The following is a 22577-nucleotide window of genomic DNA, read 5'->3' on the forward strand; positions in this document are numbered from 1 at the left end:
TTATCCTTTTGCCTCCTGATACATAAATCGTTTGATGCTCTTCTTCGCAGTTTTCTCAAATTCTTCGAAGTGAATCTTTATTTTAGTAATCTGGCAATAAGAGGGTAATTGCTGATTGAGTTCAATCCGGTTGGTTTCCATCATCCTTTCAATATCTGTTTGTGATAGTCCATGTGCAAAGGCATCATCGAAATCAGGGTAGATTAATGCCACAAGTTTATCTTTCTGGAGCAGGACTAATGATTCGGATACATAAGGCATGTTGTTGAATTTACTTTCTATTTCTTCCGGATAAATGTTCTGTCCGCTTGAAGTTAGTAACATGTTTTTACTTCGTCCACGTACTGTGACATACCCCTCCGAATCCATTGTGGCTAAGTCTCCGGTATGGAGCCATCCGTTTACATCGATGATTTGTGAAGTCGCTTCCGGATTTTTGTAGTACCCCAACATTAGGTTCATACCCTTACAAATGATTTCTCCGGCAATGCTTTTCGGATCAGGGGAGTCGATTTTCACTTCCATACGGCTGGTTGCTTTTCCGCACGAAGCCTGTTTCAAGGTTTCCCAGCGACTTGAACAGATAATGGGCCCACATTCTGTCATGCCATAAGCAATGGTGTATGGAAATCCTATTTGTTTAAGGAAGGCTTCCACTTCTGCATTGAATGGAGCTCCTCCGATAATAATCTCATCGAAATTTCCCCCGAAGATCTCCATAGCGGCCTGTCGGGCAGCGGCTTTTATTTTATCATTAACAATGGGGACCTTCAACAGCAATTTACCTATTTTATTGTCCAGTTTGGGGAGAATATCTTTTTTAATAATCTTTTCAACAATCAACGGCACACAAGAGATCACTCTCGGCTTGATTTCCGCAAATGACTGTGCAATGATCTTAGGAGACGGCATACGCGTCAGAAAGTAGAGATGGGCGCCGGCAGAGAATCCGTAAAGGAAGTCGTAGACCATGCCGAACACATGTCCCATAGGGAGCATGGAGACGATATGATCTCCCGGTTTTACCGGAAGCATCTCATGACAATAGGCGATGTTTGACCACAAACTCCGGTATGGAAGCATAACTCCTTTGGAATAGCCGGTTGTTCCCGACGTATAATTTATGACAGCCAGTTCTTCCGGCATTTCTTTACGGTAGGAGATATGTTCCGGGCGGAAATTTCTGGGATATCGTTGCCCGTATATTTCATTACGGTGTTCATGTGCATACGTCAGTTTATTGTTGCGCGACACAAGTGGGGCAAAATCAGTTAAGGAAGATATGCCTTCAAGTAGCGGCATCCGGTCCTCATTAAGGTTTTCCCACACCTGCTCACCTACAAAAAGCAATTTTGCTTCGGAGTGATTGACGATATTGTGAATATTGTCAGCCTTAAATTCGTGTAAGATAGGAACAATTACTGCACCATAGGTCACAGTAGCCAAAAAGGTTACAGCCCAGTGGGCACTATTACGTCCACAGACAGCTATTTTATCTCCCGGCTGAATGCCGGCCATTTCTAATATGATGTGAAATTTGGCTATTTTCCGGGCTACATCCTTATATTGAAGGGTGATTCCTTTGTAGTCTGTCAGGGCGTTTGCATCCCAGTTGTTTATGATGCTCTGTTCAATATAACCAATGAACCGTTGTTCTTGTTCCATTTTGTAATTTTTGCACATTCAGTTTAAAACTGCGCAAAATTAATATTCTATTAACGGAAACCGAATTCTTTCGTAAAGTTTTACGTTAAATTAACGGAGGATGGGAGAGCTTTATTTGTCTATTATTAAGCCGATAAAAGTCACAGAGACACGTCTTATGATATCAGGGTGATATATAATCTCCGTGTTCTCTGTGTACTTCGTTATGAGCTTTTATTCACTCTCAGCCATTTCCTTTTTATTTTTTTCTGAGATCAGCAATAATTTGTCCCCTACGTGCAGTTTTAGTGTGCCATTAGGAATCAGGAATTCATCTCCGCGTTTTACGATCATTACCAAAGTTCCTTTAGGCAGGTTCATATCTTTCAGCGTATCGGCTTCACTCAATATTTCCGAAGTGATGGTCATGTCCGAGAGGTCGGTATCTATTTCTTCGGGAAGTTCGACACCAAATTCATTTCCAGTTTTTTCAAGAGGAGTAGACAGATGCAATAAGCGTGCTACAAACGATACGCTTGTTCCTTGCACAATCAGCGAAACAATCGTGATGAAAAATACAATATTGAAAATCATATTCGATCCTTCTACATTGGCTACTACCGGATAGGTTGCAAAAATGATAGGCACAGCTCCCCGCAGACCTACCCACGAAACGAATAAACGCGATTTCAAAGTGATTTTTCGGAAAGGCAACAGACAAAGAAATACACTTAAAGGACGCCCGATAACGATCATGAATACTCCGATAAGTAATGCTACAACAGCAACTTCAAGCATTTCGTGCGGATTGACAAGTAGTCCCAGCATGAGGAACATAATGATTTGGAATAACCATGTAAGTCCGTCCATAAACGTTGCAATTTCTTTCCGAAAGGTTATTTTATGGTTACCTACCATCATACCGGCAATGTATACAGCCAAATATCCGTTACCGCGGAGTAGGTCGGTGATGGCAAAAGTAAAGAATACAAATGACAATAACAGAATGGGATAAAGTGACTGGTTATCGATATTTATTTTATTAAGGATCAGTATTGCCAGCTTTCCCAGTATATATCCGGCGGCTGCGCCTACCAGGAACTGGATGATGAATGAGCCGATAATGGTGCCTGTACCCATACCATCCGATTGGATGAACTGTATCAGGACAATGGTCAGCATATAAGCCATCGGGTCGTTGCTTCCGCTTTCCAGTTCAAGCATGGGACGCAGATTATGTTTCAGATTCATCTTCTGTGAACGGAGGATAGCGAACACGGAGGCAGAATCGGTGGACGACATGGTCGATGCAAGCAGTAGGGAAGTAATCAGCGGGAAATGGATATTCGTCCAACCCATTCCGGAAAGATACCAAATGAACAAACCGGTGAAAAGAGCTGTGAGGAGTACTCCTACAGTAGAGAGTACAATTCCCGGTGACAGGATGGGACGGATTTCTTTGAACTTAGTATCCATACCACCGGAAAACAAGATGACGCTAAGGGCTACCATACCTATAAATTGAGCGACTTTAGCGTTGTGGAACTGCAGTCCCAGACCGTCGCTTCCGAAAAACATGCCTACGAGAAGAAATAATAATAAAGCGGGTACTCCGAAACGATAGCCGGTTTTTCCGACAACAATGCTAACGAATAGTAAGATAGAACCAATGAGTAGAATGTTTTCTGCGGTAAATATCATAAGCAATAAGTGCTGAAGGTTATTAATTTGTTATTTTACATTTCACTGTGCGAAGTTACTTAAATTATGTAACAAATAGAAATCCTCTTTGGATGTATTTATGTCCCAAATTGCCGTAAAATAGTTTAAAAATGTTATTTTTGCAGCCAAAATAATATCATTCTATATCTATATGGATTCAAATCATCTTTCTCCTTTACGTAAGGGCGTGGTAGGAGTACAGTTTCTTTTTGTGGCTTTTGGCGCTACTGTTCTCGTACCTTTATTGGTCGGACTTGACCCCTCTACAGCCTTATTTACGGCCGGTATCGGTACACTTCTTTTTCATTTGGTAACAAAGGGGAAAGTTCCTATCTTCCTGGGCAGCAGCTTTGCGTTTATTGCTCCCATTATTAAAGCAACCGAATTATACGGACTCGCCGGCACGCTTTCCGGAATGGTGGGGGTTGCATTGGTATACTTTGTCATGAGTGCTTTGGTCAAATGGCAGGGAATCAGACTGATTGAACGCCTGTTCCCTCCGGTGGTTATTGGTCCGGTAATTATTTTGATCGGGCTTTCACTTGCCGGAACCGGAGTCAATATGGCAAAAGAAAACTGGACTCTTGCATTGCTTTCATTACTGACTGCCGTGGTTGTATCTATCCGTGCTAAAGGACTATTGAAGCTAATACCTATCTTTTGCGGAATTATCGTGGGGTATGTTGCCGCATTGGTCTTTTATGATGTCGACCTGTCGGGAGTGAGAGATGCAGCATGGTTGGGCTTTCCGCAGTTTGTATTTCCTAAGTTCTCCTGGGAGCCTATTTTGTTTATGATGCCGGTAGCGATTGCTCCGGTGATAGAACATATCGGTGATGTGTATGTAGTAAATACTGTAACCGGAAAGGACTATGTGAAAGATCCCGGATTGCATCGAACGCTCTTGGGAGATGGTTTGGCCTGTCTTTGTGCAGGCTTGTTGGGAGGTCCTCCTGTGACTACATATTCGGAAGTAACCGGAGCGATGTCACTTACCAAGGTGACAAATCCTCAGGTAATACGAATTGCGGCGGTCACGGCAATCCTGTTTTCAGTGATCGGCAAAGTCAGTGCTTTGCTAAAGTCTATCCCTTCGGCTGTATTGGGAGGAATCATGCTGCTTCTTTTCGGTACGATTGCTTGTGCGGGAATTGCCAATCTTGTCAATAATTGCATTGACTTGAGCCGGACGCGCAATATCATAATTGTTTCTCTGACCTTGACAATAGGCATAGGTGGAGCCGTGTTGACATGGGGTGAGTTTTCATTGTCAGGAATCGGTCTCGCTGCATTGGTAGGAGTAGGGTTGAACCTGGTGCTCCCGAGAGAAGAGTGATAAACGATGAAGGGTAAACGATAAACCGGTTGTGTGCCATAGGCAAGAGTCCTCCGTTTATCGTTTACTGTTCATCATTTACCGTTCATATCATGCCAGGAACTTTGCAATATCTTCATCCGCTGTGCTGATACCTCCGATTCCGAAGTTATCGATCAGTACCTGTTTTACGTTAGGTGATAAGAATGCAGGAAGTGTCGGTCCCAAATGAATCTTTTTCACTCCAAGTGCTAACAAAGCCAGCAGAACAATAACGGCTTTTTGTTCATACCACGCAATGTTATAAACGATTGGCAGATCATTGATATCTTTTAGTCCGAATACTTCCTGCAATTTCATGGCGATGATAGCGAGCGAATAACTGTCATTACACTGTCCGGCATCCAGTACTCGGGGAATGCCGTTGATGTCTCCTAAAGGCAGCTTATTATATCGATACTTGGCACATCCTGCTGTCAGGATCACTGTATCTGCCGGAAGTTTCTCTGCAAACTCTGTGTAATAACTGCGACTTTTCATTCGGCCGTCACATCCGGCCATGACGAAGAACTTACGGATAGCACCGCTTTTTACTGCTTCTACCACCTTATCGGCCAATGCGATTACTTGGGCATGGGCGAATCCGCCTACAATCGTACCGTTTTCTATTGCTACCGGTGGTTGGCAACGTCGTGCATGTTCAATGATGATAGAGAAGTCTTTGGGCTTTCCGTTTTTACGTTCGGGGATGTGGATAGCACCTTCCAAACCGGTAGCTCCCGTTGTGTAAATCCGATCTTTATAAGTGGCATTCGGGCGTGGTGGAACGATGCAATTGGTAGTGAAGAGGATGGGACCGTTGAAACTCTCAAATTCCTCTTTTTGCTTCCACCAGGCATTGCCGTAATTTCCTACTAAATGCTTGTATTGCTTCAGCCGGGGATAATAATGTGCCGGCAGCATTTCACTGTGGGTATAAATGTCTATACCGGTACCTTCTGTTTGCTGTAGCAATTCTTCTATATCTTTCAGGTCATGCCCGCTGACAAGGATACCCGGATTGTTCCGGACGCCAATATTCACTTCAGATATTTCCGGATTTCCGTAATGATTGGTGTTGGCAGTATCAAGCTGGGCCATTGCCTGTACCCCATAATTTCCGGTAGTGAGTGTGAGGGCTATCAGTTCATCTACCGTAATATCTTCGCGGGTCAGTTCTGCCAGTGCGTGTTGCATAAAAGCAAATATTTCCGGGTTTTCGTATCCTAAGTTATAGGCATGTTCTACATATGCCGCCATACCTTTAATGCCATAGTGAACCAGTTCTTTCAGTGAACGGATGTCTTCGTTCGGAGTGCGAAGTACGCCTACAGTTTGGGCTTTTTCTTCAAACTCTGATTCATCGCCATACCAGGTACATTCATCGGGGACGGACTCGATAGTAACCTGACTACCTAAATCTTTTTTAAGTTCGAGGCCCTTCTTTATTTTTTCAATAATGGCCCGTTTGTCAAAATTGGCGTTTGTAATAGTGACAAACAAGGCATCGAAGATGAACTTATCTGCCTGGGCAGAAGAACGTCCTTCTTTGCGTAATGCCTCGTTGTAGACTGCGATTCCGCGTACAACAAAAAGCAAGAGGTCTTGCATATTGGCTACTTCGGGAGTTTTCCCGCATACTCCGCTAAGGATACAGCCTGTACCTTTTGCGGTTTCCTGACACTGATAACAGAACATACTCATAATTCTTACGTATTAATTGGTTTCTTAATTGAAGGCAAAGATAGGTGGAGGATTTGAGGTAGTTCTGTAACCAATGTTACAAACAATAGAAAAAAGATTGGAGATTTTATTGTATCAACTGCATTAAATCTTCTTTTCTCAGGATGTGCACTAATTTCCGGTCTGTTCTGATCAGGCCATCATCCTGCATGTGTGCCAGTTCGCGTGCCAGTGAGGGGCGTGACACTCCGAAATAATCGGCCAATTCTTGCTGTGAGCGATCGAGTAGTATAGGATTTCCCTCCTGCTGCTTTGAAATCCGGAGCAGGTACGAGGCCAGTTTTTGCCGGATCGTCTTGAAAGACATAAAAAATAGTTTGTCGGCAAGTGTCCGGGCATAATTGGCCGAAAGGTTCATATAGTTTTCTAAGAATCTCTCATTTCTCCGGAATAGCTTCAGTACACTTTCTTTAGGAATTTCAAAAATCTCAGTAGCTTCGTTTGCTGTGACCTCTACCGGGTAACGATTGTCGGCACCAAACAAGAAAAGTGGGGCTATCGCACGAGGGGCAGTAATATCCTCTACTTTAATCAGTCTGCCCGAATAATCGATCATTTCTCCCCGGACACTGCCCTTTAGCAATATCATCAGCCGGTTGCATACGTCACCTTGTCTGGCAAGAATGTCACCTTTGCGGAACATACGGAGGTGAGAAACGATTCCGTCAAAATCACGGGATAGCGTTTCGGGCGAAATTCCGTGGAATAAAGGGTTGTTAGCAAGATAGGTCATGGCTTTAAAGATTGAATTGATATATTATTAATAACAGGAATCTTTTCTCATTGTTTGCCGGTAACTGTTGCTATTGCGTTGCTAATAATACTGATATCGCATTTTGGAAACAATGGTTTTACTTAAATTTCAGCACAAATTTAGTTTCTTTACCCGGTAATAAGGTGATGCTTCCTCCGGACAGACGCATGATCTGGCGAGAGATACTAAGTCCGATGCCGCTACCTCCCTCTTTGGTCGTAAAGAATGGGATGAAGATATGGTCTGCTATTTCCGGGGGAATGACGGGACCATTGTTCTTGATTTCTATCAGTACCTCTTCCGAATCGTTACAGCGGGCACTGATTTCTATTTTTCCGTCAGCTTGTGTACCAATAGCTTGAATTGCATTTTTGAGCAGATTGATGACAACCTGTGAGATTAGATTTTCATCGGCATAAACAATTAAGTCGGCAGGAGAAATATCTGTATGAAACGTGATGTTTTTGCAAGTGTTCTGATGCCGTGCCAGTTCTACCATGCGATCGATGAAGGCTTTTACATAAAACAAAGATGGTTCGGGAGTGGGGATACGGGTAAAACGTCGATAAGACTCTACAAAAGCTAATAACCCTTTCCCTGTAGTGCTGATGGTCTGGAGACCACTGCGTATTTCTTCGTCATGGGTATCGGAAAGTGAGAGCAGGGTATCGCTCAGTGAAGTGATGGGAGTTACCGAATTCATTATTTCGTGAGTCAATACACGCGTCAGGCGTATCCACGAATCAATTTCCTTTTCGTCCAATTCGCTGTTGATGTCGCTGAGGGCGAGGATGCGTAAATGTTCTTTGCGTATTGTAATATCCGATACGCGAATGGAAAGATTGACTGTGCCCCGTTCATTATTAAAAGTAATCTGTAGTTTTTCTCCGGTACGGCAGAATTCCACCTTTTGCATCAATGTCACATCTACTTTACTCAGTTGGCGGATGTGAGTAAGTACATTCAATCCTAACAGACGGAGTGCTTCGTTATTTTTTTGATAGATGGCTCCATTATCGTTGAGCACTAATACTCCTGTGTTTATACAGTCAAGAATAAGTTCATAGTACTTCTCTTGTTGTGCCGTTTCCGATTTTACATTATATAATATGTGTCCCACCCGGTTCAGTGCACGATTGATGTCCCGGGTTTCGGGTGTGGTTTTTTCTTCCGGGAAGTGAATGGCATTGTCGTTGTTCTCAAGCGCATCGATCATGAAAAGAACCCGCTTGGTATGGATGCGGTATAGAGATAATTGCCACCAGATGCTGAAGATTAAAAAACAGAGGCTCAATATCATCCAAACGAAGTCTCTGTTTGAGTAAAACAGAGCCGCTGTTATGGCAAAACAGAGGCTCACTCCGAGGCGGAACCAATATCGTTCGGTAAGTAGTCTGATGTGAGTCTTCATAAGCCGAACTTTTTCATCTTATTGTATAGTGTCTGGCGGGTGATTCCCAATTGGGAAGCTACTGCCGAAAGGTTGCCTCCGCATTTATCCAATGCCTTCCGGATCATGGCTTTTTCCATCTCCTCAAGTGTGGAAGCTTCGGTTTGCTGTATTTCTGTTTTTTGTACCAATTGAAACATTTCGGCAGGTATCGAATTGCCGTCACAGATGATGACTGCTTTTTCGATGGCATGTTCCAGTTCCCGGATGTTACCGTACCAGGAGTGTGCGGTCAGCTTTTCACAAGCAGATGCAGTCAGGCTGATGGGAGCTTTGTCGTATTGTTTACAGAAACGTGTAATGAAGCGTTCGGCCAGTGGGACAATATCTTCCCTGCGATTACGCAAAGGCGGAATCTCTACATGAATGGTGTTGATACGGTAAAGTAAGTCTTCGCGGAACTCTCCTTTATCAACCATTCCCTGTAGATTCCGGTTGGTAGCACAAATCAGCCGGATATCTACAGGAACAGGTTCGTTACTACCTACCCGTACGATACTTCTTTGTTGGATGGCTGTCAACAGTTTGGCTTGCAGGTGGTAGGGGAGGTTCCCGATTTCGTCAAGAAAGAGAGAACTATGGTTGGCTGCTTCAAATTTACCCGTGCGGTCGGCATGTGCATCGGTAAAAGAACCTTTCACATGTCCGAAAAGCTCGCTTTCGAATAAAGACTCGGTAATTGCCCCCATGTCTACGGAGACCATCGTTTCTTTATAACGGGATGACAGGGCGTGAATCTCCCGGGCGAGCATTTCTTTTCCGGTGCCGTTTTCTCCCGTAATCAATATGTTGGCATTGGTTGTAGCTACTTTTTCTACCAGCATGCGAAGTTGTTGCATAGCACTGCTTTCACCCCAGTACATGGCAGCTATAGAAGGATTTTCTTTCTTTTGGTTCTTCTTTTTGCCTTCTTTGGCCTGTGAAGCAGCGTTTAGCAGAGTCTCGACTAACTTTTGGTTATCCCATGGCTTTACGATAAAGTCGGTAGCGCCTTCTTTGATACCTCGTACAGCTAAATCAATATCGGCGTATGCGGTGAAAAGTACTACCGGGAGATTGGGGTATTGGCGTTTGATTTCGTGCAACCAGAATAGGCCCTCGTTGCCGTTGTTGATGCCGGAAGTGAAATTCATGTCCAATAAGACGACTTCCGGATTTTCTTCTCTCAGAACAGATGACAAGCTGACTGGTGAAGAGAGGGTGATGGCTTTCGAAAAATGATTTTTCAGTAATAGCTGCACTGCTGTCAGTACTCCTTTGTTATCGTCGACAATGATAATGGTTCCCATTTAGAAGATTGAAATTTAATTGTTAGCGGCAAAGTTAATAACAATTCTCTATTACAGAGGATCAAAATGAATCTAAATCCGGGAAATATCTTATTATCTCCCCTCCTGACAGGAGAAAGAGGGGAGATAAAATTTTATCTTTTGTTTATGTCATTATAGCCACTGGAATTTTAATCCGAAAGATAGGCTTAAATAGTCACGTGCCCGTAAGTAACGGTTTGTGGCACGGCTTATCAGCAGCAAGTCGCAAGTACTCAATTCATAAAAGAGTGTGACAGACTTGGTAAAGAAACGACGGTCTTTATCTATGTTATAGGTTAACCGTTGTCCCAAAAAGATGTGGGTACGGATTTTGGAAGAGAAGCCATAGTACCCTTCCGGATAGCGGCTGGGTTCTTTTACCCAGAACTCGTGTCCGAATACCGTATTAAAGTAGAGCCCGCATGACAGAGGTTCCGTAGAAAAGCCTTTCCCCAACTCAAGACTCCAAGGCATATAGTTTTGCTTGAGGGTCATAGTCAGTTTCGTGCGATGTGAGTCATGTTTGGGAATAAATCCCAGAAAAAGGTCGGTTTCCCACTGATCCCTCCGTCCGTAATCCCATCCGGTTCCGAAAGAGAACATGCCCATATTTCCGGCAAACTGTATTTTATTGTGAGTCGGTATCAAAGAGTTCCATCCTTTCCGGAAACGGTGGATGCGTTTATCATATTTGCTGGGCTCCGATTTGGAGACCAGAACAGTATCTTTGGTTTCTTCTTCATCACTTTTGTCTGCCTGTGCCAAAGCGTCTTCCGGACAAAACAAGAACAGTGCCAATACAGTATAAAGAGTAGATTTAAAATTCAACCACTTCATAATCATATCCTTCAGGTTTTATGGTGAATACTAAATAACTGCGGTTTTTCATACAATTGCTGCCGTAATACATTACTCCGTCCTCAAATACATCCGAAGCACTGATACGATGCTCATGGGCTACAGTACAGAATTGCAGGGCTGGAAATTGACGTATATACATTTGAAAGATCTTGGCTACATTGTTATTAAACTGATCGCACAAAGGGCGGGCATGCATGCAAAATACCGTCTTGTCAAACTCGTCCGAACGTTCTGTCAATTCCGCTTCGATAAAATTGAAATCCGGAATCGGATCCGAGTAATCATATTCCATTGCATTCGTATTGAGGCATACAAACTTTACTCTTCCTGCGATAAATGAAAAATTAGTATCTCCAAATATCTTCCTGAATGCTTCTTCTCCTGTTCCCAAACAGTCATGATTACCAATCAAAGCGACATACGGCACATTTAGTTTGTTCATGATATCTCTTTGCCATAGAAATTCGTCTGTTAGTCCGAAATCGCTCAGATCTCCTCCATGCACTACAAAGTCGATGTCGTTTCGTTTATTTACGGCATTTACGAAGTCTACTGTCTCGTCATACCATCGTTGCGAGTCACCCATAGCTATAAAGCGGATAGTGGTCTTATTCAGACATTTGGCTTCTATCTTCTCGATATTTTTGTTATTAATATCTCTTTCGCCTTTGATTTTGACATCGTAGGGATGGTAGTCTATCATGTCGCAACCGGTAAGTAACAGGCAAGAGAGAAAGATTCCGATTATTCCTTTTTTCTTATCCATAAACTATTTTTTTTGAATTGAAAACTCGATGCAAAGATAGAGTTTTCTTCTTGATAAGCAAATATTGTTGTCTAATAAATAGACAGCAGTGTCTAAGAATTAGACAGGTAGAATGAAGATGGTGAAATGCAATGGTTTGATTGTCAATAGATAAATCCTCTTGGCACGCTTTCTGCTTTATAATAGATAAATAACTTTATAATTATTGAGTTACTTCTGTTTTTCTAAAATAATAATATACAGACAGAGATATGAGACAACTTTACTATACTTTCCGGACTCTTCTTAATAGGCGGGGCTTAAATTTGGCTAAAATTATTTCGTTGACCTTGGGATTATTTATGGGGATACTGCTTTTTGCACGTGTTACTTTTGAATTGAGTTTTGACAACCATTATTACGAGGCTGATAAATTATGTGCCGTCAATGTTACAGTGCATTATAAGGATGGTGAAAAGAAAGGTCCTTACCCGACAGTGATGGCTCCTGTTCCGGCTGCTATTAGTGAAAACTTTCCCGAAGATATTGAGTCGGCTACAGTGGTGCGTGTGCAAAGTCGTAGTAATACTTTGTTCAATGGAAATACTCGTTTGGAGCCTAAGGTCATTCTTGCCGATTCTCTTTTTTTTCGGACGATGGGTATTGAGGTCCTAAAAGGTAACCCGCATGAGCTGGGTAATCCGGAAACCATGTTCATTTCCGAGAGTTTTGCACGAAAAGCATTTGGCAATGAAGATCCGATAGGGAAAGTACTACTTTATAAGCGTTCCTTTCCCATGACTGTTAAAGGTGTCTATGCGGATATTCCGGAGAATAGTTCTTTACGCCATGATGTGGTAATATCTTTTGCTACCATCATAAAATATGAGTGGGAATGTGTCAGCTGGACTTGTGGCGATAGTTTCGAAGGGTATATTCGCCTGAAAGAGACCGGAAGTTTGGAGAAAGTGAACTCTCGGATAGATAAGGTGATTGAAAAGTACTTGCCGTTCGATCTTGAAAATGACGGCTTTGGAATGCGCTATTCACTTCAACCGATCCGTGAAGTTTACGCAGAGACTCCCGTTGTACATAAAATGATAATGATTATGTCCTTATTGGGATTTGTTATCCTTTTTATAGCTGCAATGAATTATGTTTTGATTTCTGTTTCGTCACTCGCAAGTCGTGCCAAAGCGATAGGTGTACATAAATGCAGTGGAGCCAGTAGCAAAAACATCTTTTCGATGTTTCTTTGGGAGACAAGCATTATCATTTTGGTATCTTTGATATTGGTCGGTAGCTTGGTTTTAAATTTTGATGAGCAAATAGAGGATATTGCTTCCGCTTCTTTAAGTTCTCTTTTTGCATGGAGAACTCTCTGGGTACCTGTTTGTGTTATTCTGGTTCTGTTTTTATTTGCCGGTATCATTCCCGGATATCTATTTTCCTCTATTCCTGTCACTCAGGTGTTCCGACGTTATACTGAAGGGAGGAGAGGTTGGAAACGGTCTCTGCTTTTTGTACAGTTTACCGGGATGACTTTTATTTTTGGTGTATTGTGCGTGGTTCTTATACAGTACAATCGGATTACAACCAAACCTTTAGGGTATAATGCTGACGGAGTGGCTTTCACTTATCACAGCTTTGATGATCCGGAATCTGCTTTGGATAATCTCCGTCGTTTATCAATGGTAAAAGATGTTGCAGTCTGTTGGTCAAACATAACTTCCGGTTATAGCGGTCAGCCTGTTGCTGATGATAACGGAACTATTGTATTCACAGCCCGTCTGAATGTTTGTTCATATAATTATGCTCCGTTTATGGGGATTCGTATTAAAGAAGGGAAGAATTTGGATGGTCCCAATCAGGTTCTGGTAAATGAAAAGTTTGTAAAGTCTATCCATTGGACTGATGGGGCTGTGGGCATGAGATATGAGGATTTTACAGTTGTGGGAGTGATGGAAGACTTTCCGGTAAGCAGTTATTATAATGAATTAAAACCGGTGGTATTTATGGGGCAACAGGATGTGAATGATTGTTATCACGTCCGGCTCAAGGCACCTTACGAGGAAAATCTTCGTCTGCTTAATAAAACAATAAGAGAAATGTATCCTACTGAAGATATTGTATTTATATCATTACAGAAAACCATTGATAACCAATATTTAAGCGTACTTCGCTTTCGCAATGCCGTGATATTGGCTTTTATTGTTATCTTGCTGATTTCACTGATGGGACTGATAGGATATACTAATGATGAAGTACGTCGTCATAGCAAAGAAATAGCTATTCGTAAGGTGAATGGTGCCGAAGCTTCCAATATATTAAAATTACTTTCCAAGGAGGTCATTTGGGTAGCTCTGCCAGCCGTATTGTTAGGTGCTACAGGAGCCTATTTTATGGGTATTCATTGGTTGGGACAATTTACCGAACAGATTCATTTGAAGGTGTATTGGTTTGTACTGATTGCTTTGGCTATAATGGCTGTAATTGTGATTAGTGTGATGATAAAATCCTGGCACATAGCCAACGAGAATCCTGTAAAGAGTATAAAGAATGAATAAACAAAAATAAACCGATTAAAATAAAAAGGATTATGATACAAATTAATGATCTTAGTAAAGTTTTTCGTACTTCTGAAGTAGAAACCGTAGCGTTAAACCATGTGAGCCTGGATATAGAGGAGGGCGAGTTTGTTGCCATTATGGGACCTTCCGGTTGCGGCAAGTCTACGTTACTCAATATTTTGGGATTACTTGATAACCCGACAGAAGGTTCTTATCAGCTGATGGGGCAGGAGGTAGCCGGTCTTCAGGAGAAGGAGCGTACACGGGTACGTAAGGGTAAACTGGGCTTTGTTTTCCAGAGTTTCAATTTGATAGATGAACTGAATGTTTACGAAAATGTGGAACTTCCTCTCACTTATTTGGGTATAAAATCTTCTGAACGGCGTCAGATGGTAGAGAATATGCTGCGCCGGATGAATATTAGTCATCGTGCCAAGCATTTCCCGCAGCAACTTTCCGGAGGACAGCAACAGCGTGTAGCCATTGCCCGTGCGGTAGTAACTAATCCGAAATTGATCCTTGCTGACGAACCTACGGGAAATCTCGATTCTAAGAATGGTTCGGAGGTAATGAATTTGTTGACCGAATTGAATAAAGAGGGAACAACAATTATTATGGTGACCCACTCCCAACATGATGCTTCGTTTGCCCATCGCACGGTGCATCTGTTTGACGGTAGCGTGGTGGCAAGTGTAAAGGCTTAATAAAGATCACAATATGCTAAGACATATATATTATACCATTCAGACATTACTGCGAGGACGGGGAAACAATATCATCAAGATTGTTTCACTGACTTTGGGACTATTTGTTGGAATATTGCTTTTTTCCCGCGTAGCATTTGAGTTAAACTACGATAGCTATTATCAAGAGTCGGAAAAACTTTTTCTGACTTTACGCACAGTTGTTTCGCAGGGTGAGAAGAAAGAGCCCGTTTATGATAATTACGGAAAACTTCCGGTGGCAATTCGTGAAAATTTTCCTGATGAAGTGGAAGATGCAACTTTGATTGATTTGTTTAGTCGTAGTTCACTTTATCATGAAGGCGAGAAAAAAAAAGATGTAATACTGGCTACTTCTCGAAGCCATGTCTTTTCCACTTTGGGCATTAAAGTACTTTCCGGCAATGTGTCTGAGTTGGACAATGTGGATGCATTGTTTGTGTCTCGTTCTCTTGCCCGAAGTCTTTTTGCTGATGCTAACCCCATTGGAAAGACAGTAATGATTAACATTGATTATCCATTAACAGTTCGGGGCGTTTTTGAAGATATTCCTGAGAACGCTGAATTTCGTTTTGATGGGGTCTATTCATTTGTGACTCGTGCAAAAAGATTTAGAGATGAACGTGGTGGATGGCGGGGTGATATCAGCTATATATGTATGGTTCGTTTTCGCCATTCGGAAGATGTAGAGAAGGTGACGGCACGTATGCCTGAAATGATGAAAAAATATATGCAGTATACTAAAGACTGGTCTGAAGAATTTTCGTTTATAACTCCTTCTCAATTTCATTTGCAAAAAAAAGAATCACGTAAGATTGTGAATATCCTATCGATTCTCGGATTTATTATTTTGCTGATTGCTGGAATGAATAATGTACTTATTTCAATTTCTTCTTTGCCACAGCGGGCCAAATCAGTAGGAGTACATAAATGCAGTGGAGCATCAACTGGACATATATATTGTATGTTTTTATGGGAATCGGCATTATTGATTTTAATTTCTCTTTTATTTGTCATAGTCCTTTTACTTTGTTTTAAACTGGAAATAGAAGACTTGTTTGGTGCTTCATTGGCGACACTATTTGCATGGCGTACTCTATGGGTACCTGCATTAGTAATCATTTTATTGTTTTTACTGATTGGTTTGTTACCGGGAAAACTTTTCTCTTCAATTCCTGTGACACAAGTTTTTCATCGTTTTACTGGATACCGTGTTTCTTGGAAATACCCATTGTTGTTTGTGCAATTTGCAGGAGTTGCTTTCATATTGGGATTATTAATGATTATCCTTTTACAGTATAATCAGGTTATGAGTCGGAATATGGGCTATAGAGTAGATAATTTAGTTATAGGGTGGGGACCATTTGATTCGATGGATAAAATAGATGGCATTCTCCGAGGATTACCTTTTATTGAGACATCTTGTAATAGTGCTTCATTTATTTATGATGGGCATATGAGGCAATCTTTTACTGATATTAATGGAAAACGTTTCATGGGGCGTGTCGAATTTATAGACGAGCATTATGTTCCGAATTTAGGATTACAGATTTTGCAGGGACGTAATGTCCGTCAGGATGGTGAAGTATTGGTAAATGAAGAATTGGTACGGCAAATTGGATGGGTTGATTCGCCTATAGGTCAGAAATTGATGGAAGCTAACTATGAGTGGGGTACTGTGGTTGGGGTACTTAAAAATTATGTGGCGCAAAGCGCATATCAGCCACAAGTTCCTGTGGCATTGGTAAACAATTTGGAAAGGAGATGGGAAGCTAATAAACGGAATCTGATTTTGAAAGAACCATTTACAGAGAATCTTTCGAAAATCACTGCTTTGATGAAGGAAACATTTCCTACGGAAGATATTCAATTCCGATCTGCCCGTCAAGAGGTCGATAATCAATATCAGGAAGTGCGCCGTTTTCGTAATACCGTGGTTGTGGCTTCTGTTGCGATTTTAGTGATCGTATTGATGGGGTTATTGGGGTTTGTGAATGATGAAGTGCAACGCCGCAGTAAAGAAATTGCCATCCGTAAGGTGAATGGGGCTAAGTCGTGGGATATTGTTAATCTTTTGAATCAGAATATTTTCTGGATTGCTTTACCATCCATTTTTATTGGGATTGTATTGGCCTATGTCGTTGGAAACAAATGGTTGGAGCAATTTACCGATCAAATTAGTCTCAGCGCATGGCATTTTCTTTTGCTTCTTTTATTAATATCGTTATTGATTGTAGGAAGTGTCACTGGCAAATCTTGGCATATTGCTGATGAGAATCCGGTGAATAGCATAAAAAATGAATAGTGATGATTTAATATGTAAAAACGATGAAACAATTCTATTATACCATTCTGACATTGATTCGCGGACGCGGAAGTAATGTCATTAAAGTAATATCTCTGACATTGGGGTTATTAGTTTCTATTATTTTATTCTCTCGAGTTGCTTTTGAGCTTAGTTATGATAACTTTTTTCAGGATGTGGATGATCTTTACATCGTAAAAACGGAGTGGGTTGAGAATGGAGTGATTAAAGGGAATGCCGGAGTATATACATTGATTCCGGTAGCCTCTACCATTGCTGAGGAATTTCCGGAAGAGGTAGAAAGTGCAGCTTTTTCGAGTTTGTCTTTCGGAACTACTTTAAAGATAGGCAACCGAAAGTTGAATCGGTCTTTCATTTTATCTGACTCTCTTTATTTTCGTACCATGGGGATAGAAGTTATTAATGGCAATCCGAATGATTTGACCAACCCAGATGTGGTTTTTTTGTCACAGTCTGTTGCACGAGAAGTATTTGGTGAAGAGGATCCTATAGGAAAAACCTTACATCTGATGGTTTGGGGCACTCAAGTTGAAGCTTTGGTGAGAGGAGTTTATGCCGATCTTCCGGATAATGTATCGCTGGAACGTCACGAAATGGTTCTTTCTTTTGCCAGCCATAATAAATATGGTTGGGGACGTTCGGGTTGGACGAGTGGTGGTAATTATAATGCTTTTATCCGCTTAAAAGACGGAGAAAGAAGCGCTGATGCTATCAATGCCGGTATTGATAAGGTGATTGCAAAGCACATTCCTCCTGAAATGAATCTGCATTTACATATGTTTGTAGTACCTTTACGTACTATTCATTTGGAGCAATCTAATGTGCGGAAGACAATTTTAATAATGTCTTTATTAGGATTTGCCATTCTTTTTGCCGCCACTATGAACTATGTACTTATTTCTATTTCTTCACTTTCTCAGCGGGCAAAAGGAATCGGTGTTCACAAGTGTAATGGTGCGTCTGATAGGGCTATACTTTCGATGTTTATATATGAAACAGCTTTGATTATAGGGATCTCTCTGCTTTTCATGGTAGTACTTTTATTCCAGTTCCAGGAAAAAATTGAAGAATTGGCGGGAGTGTCGTTATCATCTCTTTTCACTTGGCACAATCTATGGGCTCCATTGTCGGTAGTTGCCTTTTTGTTTATTATTGGAGGTGTATTGCCGGGAAAAGTTTTCTCTTCAATTCCGGTAACGCAGGTTTTCCATCATTACACTAAAGGGAATATGGGTTGGAAGCGGACACTTCTATTTATAGAATTTGCAGGAGTAGCTTTTATTTTTGGATTGATGTGTGTGACTTTTTTTCAGTTCCATTATATTACAAATAGAGATATGGGGTATCGACCGGAACGTATAGCATCTTGTTGGCATAAGTTTGCTGAGCCGGATAATGCACGTAATAATTTGAAATCGTTGCCTTATGTAGAAGGGGTAGCCACTGCTGAGGGAGGTATGATGTGGCTTGGGAACCGACAGGTGACTGATGAGAACGGGAATGCTCTTTTTACTCCCCGTTGTGGTATATTTGACAAAGATTTTGTCCCACTTATGGGGCTTCGGCTTAAGGCCGGGCAAAACCTCACTGGCGAAAGGCAGTTTCTGGTCAATCAACCCTATGTAGAAAAGATGGGTTGGACAGGTAGTGGCGTTGGTGAAATAATCCCTAATCGAGGAACAGTGGTAGGAATACTCGCTCCTTGCTGTTTTGGTACGCTTCCACCTGACTATGAACCCATAGAAATTGAATGGGGGACTAATTTAGTAAATATGCATGTACGTCTTAAAGAACCTTTTGCAGATAATCTGCGTATGTTGAATAATGAAATGAAAAAGATATATCCACAAGAAGAAATAGAGTTCACCTCTTTGGAGCGGGATTTGGAAAGGGGCTATCGTCCTACAATGATATTTCGTGATACTACTATATTGGCTTTTATAACGATTCTGTTTATCACTTTGATGGGATTGATCGGGTATACGAATGATGAAGTTCGCAGACGTGGTAAAGAGATAGCTATTCGTAAGATAAATGGCGCCGAAGTAAGTTCTGTTTTGCTTTTGTTATCTAAAGATATCTTCTGGGTAGCTATTCCTTCAATTGCTATCGGTACATATGGAGCTTACTTAGTAAGTCAAATATGGATAAGCCAATTTCGGGATACGGTATGTATAAGTATAGGCTGGTATGTAGCAATAGCTATTTGCCTACTGGCTTTTATCATTATATGCATTATTTGGAAATCCTGGCACATCGCCAATGAAAATCCGGTGAATAGTATTAAGAGTGAATAACAAATAAAATAAATTATGATACAGATTAGTGACATTAGTAAAGTCTTTCGTACTTCTGAAGTAGAAACCGTAGCGTTAAACCATGTGAGCCTGGATATAGAGGAGGGCGAGTTTGTTGCCATTATGGGACCTTCCGGTTGCGGCAAGTCTACGTTGCTCAATATTTTGGGATTACTTGATAACCCGACAGAAGGTTCTTATCAGCTGATGGGCCAGGAGGTAGCCGGTCTTCAGGAGAAGGAGCGTACACGGGTACGTAAGGGTAAACTGGGCTTTGTTTTCCAGAGTTTCAATTTGATAGATGAACTGAATGTTTACGAAAATGTGGAACTTCCTCTCACTTATTTGGGTATAAAATCTTCTGAACGGCGTCAGATGGTAGAAGATATGCTGCGCCGGATGAATATTAGTCATCGTGCCAAGCATTTCCCACAGCAACTCTCCGGTGGACAACAACAACGCGTGGCTATAGCCCGTGCAGTTGTGACTAACCCGAAATTGATTCTTGCTGACGAACCGACGGGTAACCTTGATTCCAAGAATGGTGCGGAGGTAATGAATCTGTTGACCGAATTGAATAAAGAGGGAACAACAATTATTATGGTGACCCACTCCCAACATGATGCTTCATTTGCCCATCGCACGGTGCATCTGTTTGACGGTAGCGTGGTGGCAAGTGTAAAGGCTTAATAAAGATCAATATGCTAAGACACATATATTATACCATTCGGACCTTAGTCCGTGGACGCAGTTCAAATGTCATTAAGATTATTTCGTTAACTTTGGGACTGTTTGTCGGACTTCTACTGTTTGCCCGGGTCGCGTTTGAACTGAGTTATGACCATTTTTATCCGGAGTCAAGAAACCTGTTTCTGATACAGGCTTCTTACTCCTATGAAGGAAAGCAGGAGAAGCCAAGTCCTTATATTTATGGTGCAATGCCTGCTGCTATCCGGGAGAACTTTCCTGATGAGGTGGAAGAGGCTACTGTGCTGCGTAATGTTGGTCAGCAAATATTTTTTAAAGGAAACGAACGTTTTGATCAACAGCAGACTATTTATGCAGACGATCACTTCCTCCCAACTATGGGGGTAGAAGTGCTGAAAGGGAACAAAGCTGATTTAGTGGCTCCCGACGCTATTTTCATTAATGAATCATTGGCACGACGTGTCTTTGGTGATGCAGACCCTATCGGGCAAACCATGTTATGGGAAAAGAACTATCCGGTCACTGTACGGGGAGTATTTGCCGATCAGCCGGAGAATACAGACCTGAAATATGATGTAATCGTATCGTTTGCTACTTTGTATAAGCGGATGGGAGAGGATCGTGCCGGTTGGGGATATGATATCAGTTACATGGGGGTGGTTCGTTTCCATAATGATACGGAAGCTCCTGAGAGGGTTGCCGGACGGTTACCGGAAATGCAGAAAAAGTATCTTCCGCAGGGGAAGGATGGTTTTTCTGAAGAGTATTCTTTTCAACCTATATCTGAGTACCACAGTAGTCAGCCGGAGGTTCGAAAAATGGTGCTTATCATGTCGGTTCTTGCTTTTGCCATTTTATTGATAGCTGCTTTGAACTATGTCTTGATTTCCGTATCGTCATTGGCACGTCGTGCAAAAGCAGTGGGAGTCCATAAATGCAGTGGGGCCAGTGATGGTAACATATTCGGTATGTTTTTATGGGAAACCATGTTTATTATATTGTCTGCACTCGTATTGGTCGGCCTGTTGATTCTGAATCTTAGGGAACTGATTCAGGATACGCTGAACGCCTCGGTCGGTGCACTTTTCACTTGGGAGACCTTATGGGTGCCTTTGCTTGTGATAGCAGTTGTTTTCTTCGTGGCAGGAGTGATACCCGGATATATGTTTTCGTCTATTCCGGTGAGTCAGGTTTTTCGTCGTTATACCGAACGGAAGACAACCTGGAAGCGCCCGTTACTTTTTGTTCAGTTTGCCGGAGTACCTTTTGTCTTTGGTTTATTGGCAGTCGTATTGCTTCAATACTATAGTGTGATGAATCGTGAGTTGAATTATAATCCTGAACGGATAGCTGTTGCGAGGTGTTACTTCAGCGATGACGAAGTTGATAATGCCCGTTCTGATATACGTCGTTTGCCGATGGTAGAAGATGTTGCTTTTGCCTGGTTTCCTATTTCCGATTACTATAGTGGTTTCAGTGTCTACAACAGTACAGGAAAGTTGCTTTTCGATGCACATACTTCAATGTGCGATTACCACTTTTTGTCAATGATGGGAGTTCAGCTTATTGATGGTAAAAATTTTGATTCTCCCAAACAGGCTATTGTAAATGAAGAATTTGTGCGGAAGATGCATTGGGAAGACAGTGCGGTAGGTAAACAGGTCAATATCGGGACTTCTCTTCCTGTTGTGGGAGTCGCAAAGGATTTTCCGATACGAAGTGCATATACTCCTCAGGATATAGTGATGTATATCAGCAGTCCTTTTGCTTCCGGAGCTCCCCATGTACGTTTGAAAGAACCATTCGATCAAAATTTGAAAGCTCTCAATCAAAAGATGGGAGAACTGTTTACTACGAAGGATATTGTGTTTATCCCTTTGCAGGAAATAATCGATCAGCAATACGAAGCGATTCGTCGTTTCCGCGATTCGGTAATCATTGCTTCTATTTCCATCCTGCTGATTACCTTGATGGGACTTTTCGGCTATACTAACGATGAAGTCAGTCGTCGTAGTAAAGAGATTGCGATCCGTAAAGTAAATGGGGCTGAGGCCGGAGATGTTTTGCAACTTCTTTCAAGAGATATTTTCTGGACAGCCTTGCCTGCTGTACTATTGGGTGCAGCAGCAGCCTGGTTTGTCGGTGGTAAATGGCTTGAGCAGTTTAGCGATGCCATTGTCCCCAGTGCCTGGTTGTACCTCAGCATTGCATTGGTTGTGTTGCTGTTGATTGTTGTCAGCGTAATGCTACGGGCATGGAAAGTGGCCAACGAAAATCCGGTGAACAGCATTAAATCTGAGTAATGTTTCAAGACTATACGACAGAGGCTCGGTTTCACTGAAACTGAGCCTCTGTCGTATCTATACCAAGC

Annotated in this window: 15 protein-coding genes; 7 read left to right on the plus strand and 8 right to left on the minus strand. The window is 41.8% G+C overall.

Translation table 11 applies throughout. From position 1 onward, the window contains the following. Together DBK98_RS14130 and DBK98_RS14135 are read right to left on the minus strand one after the other, a co-directional pair. On the minus strand, positions 1–1665 hold the full coding sequence (locus tag DBK98_RS14130) for a long-chain fatty acid--CoA ligase (protein ID WP_005777459.1): 1665 nt from the start codon (positions 1663–1665) through the stop codon (positions 1–3). 213 nt (positions 1666–1878) lie between these two features. After that, positions 1879–3345, minus strand: a complete 1467-nt coding sequence (locus DBK98_RS14135) for a potassium/proton antiporter (RefSeq protein WP_005805674.1) — start codon at positions 3343–3345, stop codon at positions 1879–1881. A gap of 172 nt (positions 3346–3517) precedes the next feature. Between DBK98_RS14135 and DBK98_RS14140 the strand changes: the two genes are divergently transcribed. Beyond that, on the plus strand, positions 3518–4702 hold the full coding sequence (locus DBK98_RS14140) for a uracil-xanthine permease family protein (RefSeq protein ID WP_005777463.1): 1185 nt from the start codon (positions 3518–3520) through the stop codon (positions 4700–4702). Positions 4703–4792: 90 nt separating this feature from the next. Here DBK98_RS14140 and hcp read toward each other — a convergent pair whose 3' ends face one another. The 6 genes from hcp to DBK98_RS14170 all read right to left on the minus strand — a co-directional run bounded on the left by hcp (position 4793) and on the right by DBK98_RS14170 (position 11604). Continuing rightward, positions 4793–6424, minus strand: a complete 1632-nt coding sequence (gene hcp, locus DBK98_RS14145) for a hydroxylamine reductase (RefSeq protein WP_032536046.1) — start codon at positions 6422–6424, stop codon at positions 4793–4795. 106 nt (positions 6425–6530) lie between these two features. Next, the gene (locus DBK98_RS14150) at positions 6531–7196 is read right to left on the minus strand and encodes a Crp/Fnr family transcriptional regulator (protein ID WP_005805678.1); all 666 of its coding nucleotides are present in this window, start codon (positions 7194–7196) and stop codon (positions 6531–6533) included. A gap of 118 nt (positions 7197–7314) precedes the next feature. Continuing rightward, positions 7315–8628: a PAS domain-containing sensor histidine kinase gene (locus tag DBK98_RS14155; protein WP_032536047.1), complete on the minus strand. Its 1314-nt coding sequence runs from the start codon at positions 8626–8628 to the stop codon at positions 7315–7317. Next, complete coding sequence (locus tag DBK98_RS14160) at positions 8625–9956, minus strand: sigma-54 dependent transcriptional regulator (protein ID WP_032536048.1); 1332 nt, start codon at positions 9954–9956, stop codon at positions 8625–8627. The genes DBK98_RS14155 and DBK98_RS14160 overlap by 4 nt, the downstream gene beginning before the upstream one ends. A gap of 153 nt (positions 9957–10109) precedes the next feature. After that, the gene (locus DBK98_RS14165; RefSeq protein ID WP_005805685.1) at positions 10110–10820 is read right to left on the minus strand and encodes a hypothetical protein; all 711 of its coding nucleotides are present in this window, start codon (positions 10818–10820) and stop codon (positions 10110–10112) included. Continuing rightward, positions 10795–11604 (minus strand): metallophosphoesterase, encoded by an 810-nt coding sequence (locus DBK98_RS14170; RefSeq protein WP_005805687.1) that lies wholly within the window; start codon positions 11602–11604, stop codon positions 10795–10797. Before DBK98_RS14170 ends, DBK98_RS14165 begins: the two co-directional genes overlap by 26 nt. A 251-nt stretch (positions 11605–11855) precedes the next feature. Between DBK98_RS14170 and DBK98_RS14175 the strand changes: the two genes are divergently transcribed. Genes DBK98_RS14175 through DBK98_RS14200 form a run of 6 tightly spaced genes read left to right on the plus strand, consistent with a single transcriptional unit; the run spans position 11856 to position 22509 of the window. Next, the gene (locus tag DBK98_RS14175; protein WP_032536049.1) at positions 11856–14150 is read left to right on the plus strand and encodes an ABC transporter permease; all 2295 of its coding nucleotides are present in this window, start codon (positions 11856–11858) and stop codon (positions 14148–14150) included. Positions 14151–14182: 32 nt separating this feature from the next. Then, a complete protein-coding gene (locus DBK98_RS14180) occupies positions 14183–14857 on the plus strand; it encodes an ABC transporter ATP-binding protein (protein WP_032536050.1) in 675 nt (224 codons plus the stop codon). 13 nt (positions 14858–14870) lie between these two features. Beyond that, positions 14871–17180 (plus strand): ABC transporter permease, encoded by a 2310-nt coding sequence (locus tag DBK98_RS14185; protein WP_032536051.1) that lies wholly within the window; start codon positions 14871–14873, stop codon positions 17178–17180. 23 nt (positions 17181–17203) lie between these two features. Beyond that, positions 17204–19498 carry an ABC transporter permease gene (locus tag DBK98_RS14190; protein ID WP_022011724.1) on the plus strand — a complete coding sequence of 765 codons (2295 nt, stop codon included), beginning with the start codon at positions 17204–17206 and terminating at the stop codon, positions 19496–19498. Between the two features lie 15 nt (positions 19499–19513). Continuing rightward, positions 19514–20188: an ABC transporter ATP-binding protein gene (locus DBK98_RS14195; protein WP_032536052.1), complete on the plus strand. Its 675-nt coding sequence runs from the start codon at positions 19514–19516 to the stop codon at positions 20186–20188. A gap of 11 nt (positions 20189–20199) precedes the next feature. Beyond that, positions 20200–22509 (plus strand): FtsX-like permease family protein, encoded by a 2310-nt coding sequence (locus tag DBK98_RS14200; protein ID WP_032529937.1) that lies wholly within the window; start codon positions 20200–20202, stop codon positions 22507–22509. The last annotated feature ends 68 nt before the right edge of the window (positions 22510–22577 follow it).

The organism is Bacteroides sp. PHL 2737, from assembly GCF_004115325.2.
Classification (GTDB): Bacteria; Bacteroidota; Bacteroidia; order Bacteroidales; family Bacteroidaceae; genus Bacteroides; species Bacteroides hominis.